The sequence below is a fragment of the Nocardia jiangxiensis NBRC 101359 genome, assembly GCF_000308615.1.
In the GTDB taxonomy this organism is placed as follows: domain Bacteria; phylum Actinomycetota; class Actinomycetes; order Mycobacteriales; family Mycobacteriaceae; genus Nocardia; species Nocardia jiangxiensis.
The window spans coordinates 847908-861800 of sequence record NZ_BAGB01000041.1 but is presented as its reverse complement, the minus strand read 5'-3'; the positions used below and the strand labels follow the sequence as shown (position 1 = coordinate 861800).

11 protein-coding genes are annotated in these 13893 nt (G+C 66.7%); 5 read left to right on the top strand and 6 right to left on the bottom strand.

What is annotated here, in order from left to right; translation table 11 throughout:
* Window positions 1–142 precede the first annotated feature (142 nt).
* The gene (gene eccCb / locus ON40_RS48210) at window positions 143–4456 is read left to right on the top strand and encodes a type VII secretion protein EccCb (RefSeq protein ID WP_051193216.1); all 4314 of its coding nucleotides are present in this window, start codon (window positions 143–145) and stop codon (window positions 4454–4456) included.
* Between the two features lie 64 nt (window positions 4457–4520).
* Here eccCb and ON40_RS18075 read toward each other — a convergent pair whose 3' ends face one another.
* Window positions 4521–4892, bottom strand: a complete 372-nt coding sequence (locus tag ON40_RS18075; RefSeq protein WP_051193215.1) for a hypothetical protein — start codon at window positions 4890–4892, stop codon at window positions 4521–4523.
* A gap of 139 nt (window positions 4893–5031) precedes the next feature.
* On the opposite strand from ON40_RS18075, the gene ON40_RS18070 reads away from it, so the two are divergent.
* The gene (locus ON40_RS18070) at window positions 5032–6186 is read left to right on the top strand and encodes an LLM class flavin-dependent oxidoreductase (RefSeq protein ID WP_040824551.1); all 1155 of its coding nucleotides are present in this window, start codon (window positions 5032–5034) and stop codon (window positions 6184–6186) included.
* Complete coding sequence (locus ON40_RS18065) at window positions 6183–7547, top strand: NtaA/DmoA family FMN-dependent monooxygenase (protein WP_040823830.1); 1365 nt, start codon at window positions 6183–6185, stop codon at window positions 7545–7547. Before ON40_RS18070 ends, ON40_RS18065 begins: the two co-directional genes overlap by 4 nt.
* Before the next feature lie 114 nt (window positions 7548–7661).
* Here the strand turns inward: ON40_RS18065 and ON40_RS18060 are convergent, their stop codons facing one another.
* The 4 genes from ON40_RS18060 to ON40_RS18045 all read right to left on the bottom strand — a co-directional run bounded on the left by ON40_RS18060 (window position 7662) and on the right by ON40_RS18045 (window position 10569).
* The gene (locus ON40_RS18060) at window positions 7662–7940 is read right to left on the bottom strand and encodes a LysR family transcriptional regulator (protein WP_040823828.1); all 279 of its coding nucleotides are present in this window, start codon (window positions 7938–7940) and stop codon (window positions 7662–7664) included.
* A gap of 277 nt (window positions 7941–8217) precedes the next feature.
* Complete coding sequence (locus ON40_RS18055; RefSeq protein WP_157186323.1) at window positions 8218–8616, bottom strand: hypothetical protein; 399 nt, start codon at window positions 8614–8616, stop codon at window positions 8218–8220.
* A 71-nt stretch (window positions 8617–8687) separates the two neighbouring features.
* On the bottom strand, window positions 8688–9512 hold the full coding sequence (locus ON40_RS18050; RefSeq protein WP_040823823.1) for an SAM-dependent methyltransferase: 825 nt from the start codon (window positions 9510–9512) through the stop codon (window positions 8688–8690).
* A gap of 154 nt (window positions 9513–9666) precedes the next feature.
* Entirely contained in the window at window positions 9667–10569 is a 903-nt protein-coding gene (locus ON40_RS18045; protein WP_040823821.1) for a helix-turn-helix domain-containing protein, read from the bottom strand.
* A gap of 377 nt (window positions 10570–10946) precedes the next feature.
* Between ON40_RS18045 and ON40_RS18040 the strand changes: the two genes are divergently transcribed.
* Window positions 10947–11138, top strand: a complete 192-nt coding sequence (locus tag ON40_RS18040; RefSeq protein ID WP_040823819.1) for a hypothetical protein — start codon at window positions 10947–10949, stop codon at window positions 11136–11138.
* A 101-nt stretch (window positions 11139–11239) separates the two neighbouring features.
* On the opposite strand, the gene ON40_RS18035 is transcribed toward ON40_RS18040, so the two are convergent.
* The gene (locus ON40_RS18035; protein WP_040823815.1) at window positions 11240–12511 is read right to left on the bottom strand and encodes a PucR family transcriptional regulator; all 1272 of its coding nucleotides are present in this window, start codon (window positions 12509–12511) and stop codon (window positions 11240–11242) included.
* Between the two features lie 330 nt (window positions 12512–12841).
* Here ON40_RS18035 and ON40_RS18030 point away from each other — a divergent pair, with 330 nt between their 5' ends.
* On the top strand, window positions 12842–13861 hold the full coding sequence (locus tag ON40_RS18030; RefSeq protein WP_083895709.1) for an alpha/beta hydrolase: 1020 nt from the start codon (window positions 12842–12844) through the stop codon (window positions 13859–13861).
* The last annotated feature ends 32 nt before the right edge of the window (window positions 13862–13893 follow it).

The window sequence follows — 13893 nt, the reverse complement described above, 5'->3', positions numbered from 1 at the left end:
GCGAATGTGGTTAGAGTGGTGATACGCCGTCACGAGTGGTCGTCGGTGTGGGGAGGAAAGCGATGGCGGATGCGTTGTCGACCGTCACATTCCGACGAGCAGGTCGATGCGATCGTCGGGCAGTTGCCGGATCCGCCGAGCGATGAGCGATCTGCGGAGTCGCCGGGTCGCGCTGTTCATCGCCAACGACACCTTCTACTCGCGTTCCCTGTCACGGCTCTACGCACCGGTCTCGGACGCGCGAGCGCTGCGAAATCTGTTGCACGAACCGGAGATCGGTGGGTTCGAGCCTGCGGAGATACTCGTCAACGAATCCAAGATGGAGATCGAACGCGGCATCGAGCGGATGTTCCGCGGTGCGGGCCCGGAGGATCTGCTACTGCTCTACTACTCCGGGCACGGCATTCGCACCAGTCAGAATCTCTATCTCGCGGCCAGTAACACCGATGCGAATCTGCCCGGCAGTTCCGGGGTTTCGTCCGCATTCATCAAGGAGATGATTCGCGAATCGAATGCCGCGTCCAAGATCATCCTGCTGGACTGCTGTTACAGCGGCGCATTCCTGAGCGGTGACGCGCTCAAGGCCGGGGTGGATCTCGGCGACGGTGTCGGTGAACACCTGGCCACGGGCGAAGGAGTCTGCGTGCTCACCGCCTGCACCGGAGTACAGATCGCCGAGGACGGTATCCGTTCGGGCGCCGCGGATTCCATGCCGATGTCGACGTTCACCTCGGCCATCGTCAACGGCATCACCACCGGTTTGGCGGGCAACGGCTCGGGGCAGATCAGCACCCACAGCCTGTGGGCCTACGTCAAGGACGAGGTCCGGCGCCGCACGGATCGCCAGACGCCGGGCAACTACGGCCTGCTGAACGACGAGGTGTACATTGCACAGACTCGGCGCGGACCGGGGGCGGCCAACGGCGGCGACCGCGTCCTGCTCGGCAGTCTGCTCGGGCCGCTCGAACAGGTGCGGGATTCCGGGGTACGCGCGGAAAGCTGGTGGGGGACAAGTAAATTGTGCGTTCCGATCGGCCGCCAGCGTCGGCCGGACGGCGCGCCCGGCGATATCGTTCAGCTCGAATTCGCCGCTCCGGACCACGGATTGCTGATCGTCGGCCGCGCCGGCTCGGGCAAGAGCACGCTGCTGCGCACTCTCGTGGCCGCCTTGGCGCTGACTCATTCGACGGACGAGGTGTGCATCCACGTTCTGGATTCGAGTAATCGCCTGGGCTCGATGGGCGATCTGCCGCACGTCGCCGAGGTGGTCGGCGACGACCAGGCCGCGGCGGTGGAGAACATGCTGATCGGTGTGACCGAGGAGATCCTGAATCGGAAGAAGCTGTACCGCAGCCATCGTATCGATTCCCCAGGTCGGCTGCGTGCGGCCCGCAGCGGATTGACGGACGGTCCGGTACCCGATCTGTTCCTGATTCTGGACCGCTGGAACGATTTCGCGCTGTTGCCGGGCGTGGAGGAGAAGGTTCGACGTATCGCGGAGACCGGACCCGAATACGCCGTGCACGTGGTGGCGACCTGCCGGGACTGGGACGAGGTGCCGGACTGGGCGGCCCGGCTGCTCACGGTGCAGATCGAACTTCGACTGCACCGGTCCGGTGAATCCCGGGTCGCGGCGGATCGAGTACCCCGGCTCCCGGACGGGGCCGGATGGGCGCTGCACGGTGAGCATCCGTTCCGAATCGCGTTGCCCGACATCCGCGAACCGGCCGCGGATCCTGCCGAGCCGGACGATTCCGATGACGGCGCGTCCGAACTCGTGGACCTGTTCCGGGATCAGGGTGACCGCGCGCGGGCCGGTCAGGGTGCGGCAGGCCAGGAGCTCGAGGCGAAGTTCACCGACCTGTACGAGATCGACGATATCTCCGCGCCGGACACCGATCGCTGGTGGCGGTCCGGCGCCGGCGATCGCCGCTTGCGGGTGCCCATCGGCGTCGTCGGCCCGGACGAGCCGATCATGTTGGATCTCGAGCGGATCGCCGACGGCGGTACGGGCCCGCACGGTCTGGTCGCCGGTGCCACCGGAGCGGGGAAATCGGAGTTGCTGCGGACCATCGTGCTGGGTCTGGCATTGCGACACGGGCCGGAGCGAGTGAGCTTTCTGCTCGTCGGGGTCGACGATCGCGCCACCTTCGAGCCTTTGGCCTGTCTACCACATGTCGCCGGTCACGTCCGGGGTGCGAAACGGGATCTGTATCTGTTGCAGCGTCTGCAGGCGGTGCTCGCCGGCGAGATCACGGAGCGACAGCGCTACATCGGCGACGAGTGCCCGTACCGCACCATCGATGAGTACGAGGCTGCCCGCGCGGCCGGGGTGTCGTTGCCGGTGATGCCTGCGCTGGTGATCGTCATCGAGGAATTCATGGATCTGGTGGCGGGCACGTCGACATTCGCCGAGATGCTCGTGCGGATCGGGCGGCTGGGCCGGTCGCTGGGAATTCATCTGCTACTCGGCACTCAACGTCCCGACGAGTGGCAATTGCGTGATCTGGACAGCTACCTGTCGTATCGAATCGTGTTGCGCACGTTCTCCTTCGCGCAATCGAATCTGCTGCTGAAGACCGCCGCCGCCTACCATCTGCCCCGCATACCGGGGTACGGCTACCTCCGGACCTCGGGGGGAATCGCGACGCGTTTCCGCGCGGCCTTCGTCTCGGGCCCCGGGCCCGTGGGCGGCGCCGATCCCATCGATCGCCCGATGGTGGAGCTGCTGGCGCAGGCGCTCACCGGGCGCGCCCCGCGGGTGCGGCAGTTGTGGACCGATCCGCTGACCGAGTCGCCGACGGTCGGAATGCTTTTGCGGCAGTGGGACGGTGCCGCCGGTGCGGGGTTGCCGGGAGCGTTGCGGCTGCCACTCGGACTCGTCGATATCCCGGAGCGGCACCGTCTGGATGTGATGGTCGCCGACCTGGGCGGGGATTCCGGGCATCTGGCGATAGTCGGCGGCCCACGATCGGGCAAGTCGACCGTCCTGCGCACCTTGATCATGGCCGCTGCGGAGTTGTGTACGCCCGAGCAGGTGCAATTCTACTGTCTGGACCTCGGCGGCGCGCTGGCGGATCTGGCCGAGCTGCCGCATATCGGTGCGGTCGCCGGGCGGCAGGATACGGATGGGTTGCGCCGCATCGTCTTCGATGTGGCCGGACTCCTGGACCGCCGGGTGCGCCTGTTCGAGGACGTGCATATCGGCTCGTTGCGCGAATTCCGTTCCCACAAGGCCGATTCGACGGAGGTCGCCTCGCAAAACCCAGCGGTGGACGCGATTTCGGCAGACGCGCACGGTGATGTCTTCCTCGTCGTGGACGGCCTCGACGTCGTCCACCAGGATCATTCGGCGCTCGGGGGCGCCCTCTCGACCCTTGCCGCGACCGGGGCGCGATACGGAATTCATGTCGTGGTGACGCTGCCGCCGTGGACCCAGTTCGCCCTGCCGGACACCATCGGAACCCGGATCGAGTTGCGGCTCGGCGATCCCGCCGATTCCCGGCTGGACCGGGACGCCGCAGGCGAGGTGCCACCGAACCGTCCCGGCCGGGGTCTGGCGCCTGATAAACGACATCTTCTGGTCGCGCTGCCCAGGCTGGATGCCGACACCGCTGCGCACCGGCTGTCGGAGGGTGTGGCCGCGACGGTCCGCCGGATCCGCACCGAATACGGTGCGCGGCAAGCGCCCCGGGTGCTACCGCTGCCGCGGATGATTCACCGTGCGGAGGTCCAGCGGGCAGCGCGCGCCGCCGGTGTCGTACAGGATTCCGCGCACGTCGTCGTCGGACTCGGGGAACGCGAATTATCGCCCTTGGCAGTGGATTTCGCCGGTCATCCGCATCTGATGGCATTCGCCGACACCGGCTTCGGCAAGACCACACTCCTGCGCAACATCCTGCTCGGGCTGCTCGAGAACGCGACCCCGGAACAGGTCGGCATCCTGCTGGTGGACTACCAGGGCGCGCTGGTGCGTTCGGTGGACGGTGGCTCCGCGATCGTCGCCACTCCCGTGCCCACCGAAATGCGTGCGGAGGTCGAGCGGCTGCGCAGTCGTCTTCGCGATCGGATCGATGGGATCGAACCGGCGGGGCGGCGTGCTCGCGAGGGTGCGGCGGGGCCCGAACTCTACGTGATCGTCGACGACTACGACACGGTGGTCGCGGACGGTGCGGATCCGCTGGGGCCGCTGGAGGAATTTCTGCCGATGGCAGGTGACCTCGGGTTGCATCTGGTCATGACCCGGCGCGCGACCGGTCTGGACAAGGCGCTCGAGAGCGGAATACTCGGGTGCCTGAACAAACTTTCGACGCCGATCCTGATGATGCGCGCACCCGCCGAGGAGACCACGGCACTCACCGGTGATCTGAGCGCCGACACGCTCTCTCCCGGCCGCGGAATTCTGCGTACCCGATCACGGGAGCCGGAGCTGGTCCAGATCTCCTACTCGTCGTGACGCCTGTTGCCACTCGTGCCGAAACAGTTGTGGCTCAGGCCATTTCTCGCATCCGATCGGTGACTCAGGCGGGCTGGTCCAAGCGGACGTTCACCGTGACCGCGCCCTTCTCGTCCCGGGTGGTGACGGCGTGTCCGGTGCGGTCGCCCTCGCGCAGGTGCAGGGTGATGGGTGCGCCCTCGCCGAGGAAGTTGCGCCACCAGCTCTTCTTGTCGGGCATGGCGACGCCGATCACGATGTCGTCTCCGGTGCGCTGGTAGGCGATGGGGGTGCGGAAGGTCTTGCCGGAGCGTCGGCCGACATAGCTGATCTCGACCATGCTGCCGCTCATCCGCTCACCCAGCACGGGAAGCCGCATCAGGGCGACCATACCGTTGTTGAACCCTCGGACCAGCCCCTTGACGAGGCCGTTCGCACCAAGGCCGGTGGAACTCATCGCTATCCTCCCGATCGACGGATGACCGTTGTCACAGTAGCCGTTCGCGCGCCGGTGCGCCCGGTCGAGGCTTCCCGGTGTTGCGATCACGCGGAGGGAAATGATGGTCGCCGGGCGGCGGTGCGACGATCGTCGTGGTATGAGCCGCTTCGCAGTGGGGATCGAACTCGACGGCGCGGGATATCATCCCGCCGCGTGGCGCAGGTCGCGGGACGAACCCGCCGGGCTGCTGTCCGCGCGGACGCTGCAGGCGCGAGTGAGTGCCGCGGAGAACGCCGGATTCACCCTGGCCACCTTCGATGATTCGATCCTGCCGCCCGACGCCGGTCCGGCCGGACGGATCGATGCGCCGACCCGGGCGTCCTTCGTCGCCGCGACGACCAGCACACTCGGGCTGGTTCCGGCCGTGGCCACCACCTACGCCGAGCCATTCCACACCGCGTCCGCGCTTGCGACACTGGACTATTCGTCCCGTGGCCGAGCCGGGTGGCTGGCAACCGTTGATCCCGGTGCTGCGGCGGCCTGGGGGCGGGTGCCGCGCACCACAGGGGTCGAGGTGCGGCGCGAGCAGCGGGATTCGATCGAGGTGGCCCGTCGGCTCTGGGACTCCTGGGAGGATGACGCGGTGATCCGGGATTGGGGAAGCGGTCGATTCCTGGATCGGGATCGATTGCACTACATAGACTTCGAGGGCGAGACCTTCTCGGTGAAGGGCCCCGCGATCGTGCCCCGGCCGCCGCAGGGGCAGGTCGTGGTCTTCGCTCACAGTGCGACGGTGTTCGCTGACGAGTCCGGTCACGGCCCCGCGTCATCAGGGTCTGATCTCAACCCGGGGCAGTCGATATCCGGTTCGGGGACAGACTCTTTCGGATCCGCCGATGTCGTTCTGGTGACCGGAGTCGACCCCGACACAGCGATCTCGGCGGCCGAGCGCGCGGCGGGAGATGCGCTGGTGTTCGTCGACCTCGAGGTCGCCCTGGACACTCCGGACCACAGCGCCGCCGAGCGTCTGGCCGAGCTGGACTCGCATGCTGCCGTCGAACCCCGTGGCCGCCTGCATTTCTCGGGCTCGCCGGACGATCTGGTGCGTCTGCTGACCCGACTGTCCCGGCACGTCGACGGGGTTCGCCTGCATCCCGCCGTGATCGATGAGGATCTGCCGGTTCTGGCACGAGTGGTGCTTCCGGTGTTGTTTCGCACGGCGATCGCGCACCGGCCGGTTCCGGGTGCGACATTGCGGGCCAATCTCGGCCTGACGCGCCCGGCCAACCGATACGCGGAGGAGCAGCTGTGAGCCAGGACCGATTCCCGGACAAGAAGATTCATCTCGGCGTCTTCTTCCAGGGGGTCAACCACACGACGATCTGGTCCGATCCGAGCAGTGGTTCGCAGATCGACTTCGAGACCTTCCGCCGCATCGTCACGACCGCCGAACGTGGACTGTTCGACGCGTTCTTCCTCGGCGAGGGGCTGCGGCTGCGCGAACAGGACGGCAGGATCCTGGATCTGGACATCGCCGGGCGCCCCGACGCGATCAGCCAGTTGGCCGCCCTGGCCGGGATCACCCGCCACATCGGTCTGGTGGCGACGCAGAACATCACCTACAACGAGCCCGCCGATCTGGCGCGCAAGCTGTCCGGGCTGGATCTGCTCTCCGGCGGCCGGGCCGGGTGGAACGCGGTCACCACCGACAACGCGTGGACCGGAGCGAATTTCCGGCGCGGCGGGTTCGCGGATCATGCCCTGCGCTACGAGCGGGCCGGTGAATTCCTCAGTCTCGCACGGCAGATCTGGGATTCCTGGTCCGAGAACGCGATCGCGCCCTCGTCCCACAGCTCCGCATGGCTCACACCGGATTCGGTGCGCTCGGTTCGAGCCGATACCGACCACTTCCGGGTGTCGATCACCCCGACGCTCCCGCGCAGCCCGCAGGAACATCCGGTCATCTTCCAGGCCGGAGACTCCCCCGCGGGACGGGATTTCGCCGCCGCGCACGCCGAGGTCATCTTCTCCAGGCACGGAACCGATTTCGACGAGGCGTCGAACTTCGCCGACGACATCCGGGCCCGGCTGCGTGCCGCCGGACGCCCCGAGGACGACATCAAGATTCTGCCCGGAACCCAGATCGTGCTGGCGGAGAAGGAATCCGAGGTCCAGGACAAGGCTCGCTGGGTACTGGAGAGTCAGATCACCGGCCCCACGGCCCTGTCGCTGGTGGGTCAGGTCTGGGGCCTGGACCTGTCCGATCGCGATCCGGACGGCCCGCTACCTCCGGAAGATCCCACACCGTCCCCGATTTCGGGCACCCGAGGCGCGCAGCGCGACGGCCAGAACCGGATCGAGATCGCCCGCGCCTGGCGTGAGCTGGCCGAGGCTAGGAACCTCACCCTGCGGCAGGTCGCCATCGAAACCTCACACCGTTCGGGATTCGCGGGCACCCCCGGTCAGGTCGCCGACGAACTCACCCGCTGGGTGCGCCAGGGCGCCAGCGACGGCTTCAACATCTCGCCCTACCTGGTGCCGACCGGTCTGGACGAAATCGTGGACTGGTTGATACCCGAACTGCAGGAACGCAATTCGTACCGCACCGAGTACACCGGCAGTACGCTGCGCGAACACCTCGGATTGCGGCCGCCGCTCACCCGCCGGAGATGAAGTCCCGGGCCAACCTGCAGATAGGGGAAAATCCTCCGTCGCCACACTGCATGCCTTGCGGCACAAGGATGTCGGCACGGAGTGGTGAAGGCGGCGCCACGCCGGGGGTTAGGGTCAGCCCGTTCGGGGGCCTAGGCTGCGGGCGCGTTCTATGGCGTTGTCGACCATCGCCAGCGTGGGGCGCACCGATTCGAGTAATGCCGCGCCCGCTGGGGTGAGGCTGACCGATCGTGTCGTCCGGTCGAACAGGCGTACTCCCACATCGCGTTCGAGCTGCTGGATGATCCGGCTCAGCGCTTGCTGCGAGATGTACAGGCCGCGAGCGGCCGCCGAGTAGTTCAGCTTCTCGGCGACGGCCACGAAGTATCGCAGATGTTTCAGCTCCACACCCATATCGAGTCCGTGCAACGCACGAGGGGATTCGGCTATTTCCCGTGGGCGTTACGAGATGGGATCGATGTGGCCGGACCAGGGGCGTCGGGTGAATCGCCTGTGACGGCGCACGATCGGTTCGTCCGGGCGGTGATGAGATCTGTGCAACCGGGGTGCGCGTGGCGAGAGATGCGCTTAAAGTGGTTGGTGCGCAAGGGGTTTATCGGAGCGGTCGCGGGGGAACGTGCCAGCGGCATACGGAGACCACGCGACCGCCGTCGACGTGTTCGGCTCGGCCTCAGGCGTGATCGAACTCGTGGTTGAACACACCGTCGTGGAAGGCGTCGAGTTCATCTTGATCGAAGACGAGTTCGACTTCGGTGTGTGCCGCATCCGACGACGTTGTCATGATGCGGAAGATGTACATGCCGTCGGTGCGCCGGGTGACGTTCAGCGGTGAGCGGCCGCTGTCCCCGGCGCGCACGGCGGCCTGGTAGCTGTCGAACTGGGCATCGGTGAGCAGGAGCAGTTCACTGTCCGGCAGCGCCGTCGCCGCAGTGGTGGCGTCGGTGCTGCGCTTGTCGTCCCAGACGGCCGTCCACCCCTGCTTGCGGGCGATGCGGACGCAGTTCTGATTCGGGGAGCTGCGTGCGGCCTTGCGGAATTCGCCCACGGTGAAGGTAGGTAGCAGCGTCATCGGTGTCCCTTTCTACGGAGTAAAAACGCAGATACGCGGGACTAGCGGTCCCGCGTACCTACCAGGTGTATCTAACCCTTGTAACCAACCGCGGCGAAATTACACGGCCGCGCCGGATCCTGCGGGTCGCCGGGCTGCTCGGGCCGCCAGTCGGCCGCGTACACGATGCCCGGTTCGACCAGCTCGAAGCCCTCGTAGAAGGAGGCGAATTGTTCCCGGCTACGCATCGTCGCCGGATCGGAAGTCTCGCGGTACAGGTCGGCCAGGGCGGCCATCCGGGCGATGAGCTCCTCGGGCGCCTCGGTCATGGACGCATGGCTCATGGCCACGTAGCTGCCCGTCGGCAGGGCGTCCCGCAAGCGGGCCATCAGCTCCGCGGGGCGGTCGCTGTCCGGTACGAACGGCCATACGCTGACGATGAGCAGACCGATCGGTTCGTCGAAGTCGATCAGTCGTCGCGTGTCGGGATGATCCAGGATGACATCGGGCAGTCGCAGATCGGCCTCGATGATCGCGGTGTGGTCGAGCGCATGCTGCTCGGTCAGCAGTTCGTGGGCCCGGTTGACCGCCTCCAGGTCGTTGTCGACGTAGACCACCCGGCTCGCGGGATCCAGCGCCCCGGCGACCTCGTGGGTGTTGCCGACCGTCGGCAGGCCAGAGCCGATGTCCAGGAACTGCCGGATTCCTTGCGCGACCATGAATTTCGTGGCGCGCTGGAGGAACTCCCGGTTGTGATGGGCCATCACGTCGAGATAGGGGATGGCCTGGAACACCCTCTCCCCGAACACCTTGTCCACATCGAAGACGGCCTCGCCGGACAGGTAGTAGTGGTACATGCGCGCGGCCGAGGGGCGGGTCGCATCGATCTCACGTGATTCGAAGTCCTCGGCACTCATCGCGCTGCCTCCCGCGACTCGGGCGCGGCCGCCGGGGCCGGGGGACGGGCGTGTGCACACATGCTCTCTCCTCGTTGAGTGGTCGAATCTCGTTGAGTCGTCGAATTGTTCGCCGACAGGTTTGTCCGGCGAACTCGTGGTGGTGGATCTGCGCTTATGTGTTGTTGAACGTTTTGCGACGGAACGAGCGCGCGACGTGTTCGATGAACTGCCGCGAATCCTCGGCGCTCAGGGCTGCCGCGGACAGCCGTGACCACACGGCCTCGCGGGCGGTGACGGCCGGTTTGTCGTCGATATAGCGGATGTCGCCCTGACTTTCGACGATCGCCATGTCCAGATCACCGGCCGCGCCGGGGGAGGGCACGCGGATCAGGGTGAACCTGTCCTCGGCGCCCGCGCCCCGGGTGGTCACCGTGAAGGGCAGCACCTGGATCAGGATGTTGGCCCGTTTCGACAGTGCCAGAAGATGTTCCAGCTGCTCGACCATGACCGAACGTCCGCCGTATTCGCGGCGCAGGCACGATTCGGACAGGATCGCATGGAATTCCGGCGGGCGTTGCGCCAGCAGGATCTCCTGGCGCGCCAGCCTGGCCTGCACCGATTCCTCCACGGTGACCGCGTCGAGATCCGGGTCGGGGGTGGCCTCGGGTTCGTGCAGTGCGCGAATGTAGGACTCGCACTGCAGAAGTCCGGGCATGATCTCGGCCTCGGCCACCCGCAGCAGACCGGCATGAGTCTCCAGATCCACCAGCAGGCGTAGGTCGTCGACGTAAGCGCGGCGGTAGCCGGTATTCCAGAAGCCGCGTCGATGATTGTCGCGGCGAAGCTCTTTCAGCGATTCGAGATAGGTCTCGTCGGTGAAGCCGAGCTCGGCGGCCAGGCGTTCGAGATCGCCGACGCCGATCGAACCCGTGCCGACGATCAGCATGGCGATACGGCTCTGGCTGGTCTCGATGATCTTCGCGGCTTCGCTCTGGCTGACCCCGGCGGTGCTGAGCATGTGCTCGATCTCGCGGCCCAGCAGCAGTTTTCGTGCCGTGCGTAATCGTGTACCCATGGCGCATCGGCGCACCGGCGGAGCGCCTGAAACTCCTTCCGCGGCAACCACTTCCGGGGCCGAATGCAATCTTGCTGTAGCCCTCGCGTGATAATCACGCTAACATCTATCACGTTCAGATTATCATGTTTTCGGTATCACGGATGGTCTTGCCGGCCACCGGGATACGCCTCGGCGGAGGGGGAGTCGGATGACGACGACCACGCAAATGCGTTCGGCACCTTGTCGATTCGGCGACGGGCGAGTATGTCGTGATGTCCCGGGTGAACTGACCGATCCCCTCGCGCGCCGAATCCTCGGCGTCGAACACGCGCTCACGTGCGCACGATGGGTCGATGCCGTGGCGTACCTCTCCGCAGGTCTGGACGACGACTGATATGGACATTTCACTGTGGCCGGCCGGTTGGCCGCACGAGGCCCCCGAGGGGCAGTTGACCGTCAGCGAGGCGCATCTGACGATGCAGCGGCATCGAGGCTGCCTGCGCGAGGAATGCCCGCGTAAGGGCGCCGCGTACCGCACGCTCGTCGAGGCCGGGCGGATCCGGCCCGATTCCACGCGCGAGCGCTGAAACGACTTCGCCCGCAACATGATCGGATAACACCCGAACCGTGATCGGATTCGGCCGGGTGCCCGGCGCCCGCCCCCTCGAGGCGGGCGCCGGACTACTCGTCAGCTCCCGTAGGTGCGGGCGACCAGAGCCGAGCGCAGATACCACAGGCCGCTGGCCTGCGTGGGATCGAAACCGGTCAGCTGCCCGATCCGCTTGAGGCGGTAGTCGACCGTGTTGGTGTGCACGTGCAGCAGCCGGGCGGTGCGCTGGCGGTTGAGGTTGTGCGCGATATGGGTCTGCAGGGTGTCGAGCAGTTCGGCGTGCTCGTCCAGCGGATCCAGGAGTGAGCCGAGATATTCGCGGCCCGGACCCGGCCGGGTCAGCTGATACTCCAGAGCCAGATCGTCGAATCGGTACAGTCCCGGCACCGACTGCAACCGTTGCACCATGTCCAGCAGCTGATGCGCCTGATCGGCGGCGGTGGGGATCTCCGCGGACGTGGTGGTGACGACCGCGGCGGTGACCGGAACCCGGGCGGCGTGCGAGAGTCGGCCGACGAGCTTCTCCAGGCCCTCGTCGTCGAACTGCTCGGCCGGAATCAGCAGAGTGCCGCCGTCCACCGACAGCAGCGACAACAGGGATTCGCCACAGCGCAAGGCCAATTCGGCCTGCACGCGCCGAAGTTTGCGCCGTGCCACCACTTTCGAGTCCAGCATCGGGCTGGCCTCCTCGGGATGCGGCGGAATCGCCACGGCGATGACGCGGTACCGCTCGGCGATCTCGATCCCGCATTCGCGGGCCATCGTCGAGGTCGGATGCCCGCCCAGCAGCGCCGAGGTGAGTGTGTGCACCGCGGTGTGATGTTCGCTCACGACCGCCTTGAGCTCGCGGACGTAGGCCACCGAGACAGCGGTGGTCATCGTGTCGAGCATCTCCACCACGCGCTTGGCCCCGTCCACGAGGTTCTCGTAGTCGGCGGTGTTCAGGGTGAGCATCGGTTCGCTTCCGGCCTCGGCGCCGAGCGACTGATGCCGCACCGCCGCGCCCGTGACCAGATCCAGGCCGATCTTGAAACCCTCGTGGATGGCGTGATGGATGGTGTTGATGGGTACGCCCTCGCGTGCCCACTGACCGGCGGCGTCCTCGAGCCGCTCGGTCTTGGCGCGCACGTCCTTGCCGTCCAGCATGCTGACAGCCAGCTCCAGACAGGTGCGCGTGATGGTGGTGACGTCGCCGTAGATCGCGTCGCCGGGTAATGTCCCGCACGGTGCTACGTTTTCGACGAAGTGGCCCACCATCTGTCGCGATAGCGCCCAGACGTCCTTGAGCGGAAGCGACATCGGTCGCCCCGACATGGTCAGGCCCGGCCGGTCCGGAGTGGTGACAGACATTGGCGAACTCCCTTCCACCCCCGCGTTACTGCCCTGCCATGTCACCGTAATTGTTTCGAGATTCCGTATGGCAGTTTTCCTGCACCATCGTGATGTTTGGGAATGTGGTACTGCGCGTTCATAGTGATTGATCACAGTACTGGCCGGTAATCGAGGGTTCGGCGGCGTTCGCGGCGAGTACGGCCATGCACTGCGGTTGATCTTGGTGATCTGCGCCGCATTCTCGGTGTTCGCGGAACTCGGGCGGGTAACCCGGGCGTTGCCTCGACGGTGCCACGCCGTTGTGGCGATGGTGCCGCACTCTGTCCGGGTACACGGTGAGGCGGCGGTATGAACGATCACACCCGCGGGACGGCCGGGCGACGCCTGGCCACGCTACTACGGTTCGCGGCGGCGGTCCTGACACTCGCGGCCGTTCCGGTACTGGCGCCGGTGTCCGCCGGCGCGGCACAGGTTCCGGCCTCCTCGGCGGACGGATCGCATATCGATCACACGGTGAGCGTCGATGCCCGGCGGGCCACGGTCTACGTGTACTCCGCGGCGATGAACCGGGTGATCGCGCTGGATGTCATCCGCGCGGCCGATACCAGCGTCCCGCGGCCCACGCTGTATCTGCTGGACGGCGCCGAGGACGGGATCGGCTGGGGCGGCAAGGAGACCTCCTGGGAGACCCAGACCGATCTGATCCCGTTCACGGCGGACAAGAACGTCAATGTGGTCACCGTGCTCGACGGCCGGTACTCCTACTACACCGACTGGCAGGCCGACGATCCGGTGTTGGGGCGCAACAAGTGGACCACCTTCCTGACCCGCGAACTGCCGCCGATCATCGATGCCGCGTACGGCGCGTCGGGGCGCAATGCCATTGCGGGCGTATCGATGTCGGCGACCTCGGCCCTGGCGCTGGCCGAGGCCGCACCCGGTTTGTACGGGGCCGTGGGCTCGTTCAGCGGATGTGCGCAGACCAGCACCGATCCCGGTCGACGCTATGTGCAGGCCGTGGTCGCCTCCGGCGGCGGTAATCCGTGGAACATGTGGGGTCCGGACGGCTCGCCCGGCTGGGCGGCCAACGATCCGTCCACCGATGCGAACCTGACCCGGTTACGCGGGGTGGACCTGTACCTCAGTGCGGGCACCGGCGGCCCGGATGTGGCCGGGGTGACTCCGCCCGCGGGCGGGATGCTGGAGTCGGTGGTGGCGAACTGCACGCGCAGGTTGCAGGCCTCGACCACCCGGTTGGGTATACCGGCAACCTTCCAGTACGTGCCCGGCGGTCAACACTCGTGGCCCTACTGGCAGCAGTCGCTGCATGCGGCCTGGCCCGGATTCGCGCGCGCTTTGGGCATCTGACGGGCCCGGATCATGTCCTCGGGCGAGGACTC

Coding starts and splice junctions, on each gene's coding strand:
- eccCb (WP_051193216.1), top strand. CDS start 143: ATGAGCGATCTGCGGAGTCGCCGGGTCGCGCTGTTCATCGCCAACGAC.
- ON40_RS18075 (WP_051193215.1), bottom strand. CDS start 4,892: ATGAGTTCCACCGGCCTTGGTGCGAACGGCCTCGTCAAGGGGCTGGTC.
- ON40_RS18070 (WP_040824551.1), top strand. CDS start 5,032: ATGAGCCGCTTCGCAGTGGGGATCGAACTCGACGGCGCGGGATATCAT.
- ON40_RS18060 (WP_040823828.1), bottom strand. CDS start 7,940: ATGGGTGTGGAGCTGAAACATCTGCGATACTTCGTGGCCGTCGCCGAG.
- ON40_RS18055 (WP_157186323.1), bottom strand. CDS start 8,616: ATGACGCTGCTACCTACCTTCACCGTGGGCGAATTCCGCAAGGCCGCA.
- ON40_RS18050 (WP_040823823.1), bottom strand. CDS start 9,512: ATGAGTGCCGAGGACTTCGAATCACGTGAGATCGATGCGACCCGCCCC.
- ON40_RS18045 (WP_040823821.1), bottom strand. CDS start 10,569: ATGGGTACACGATTACGCACGGCACGAAAACTGCTGCTGGGCCGCGAG.
- ON40_RS18040 (WP_040823819.1), top strand. CDS start 10,947: ATGGACATTTCACTGTGGCCGGCCGGTTGGCCGCACGAGGCCCCCGAG.
- ON40_RS18035 (WP_040823815.1), bottom strand. CDS start 12,511: ATGTCTGTCACCACTCCGGACCGGCCGGGCCTGACCATGTCGGGGCGA.
- ON40_RS18030 (WP_083895709.1), top strand. CDS start 12,842: ATGAACGATCACACCCGCGGGACGGCCGGGCGACGCCTGGCCACGCTA.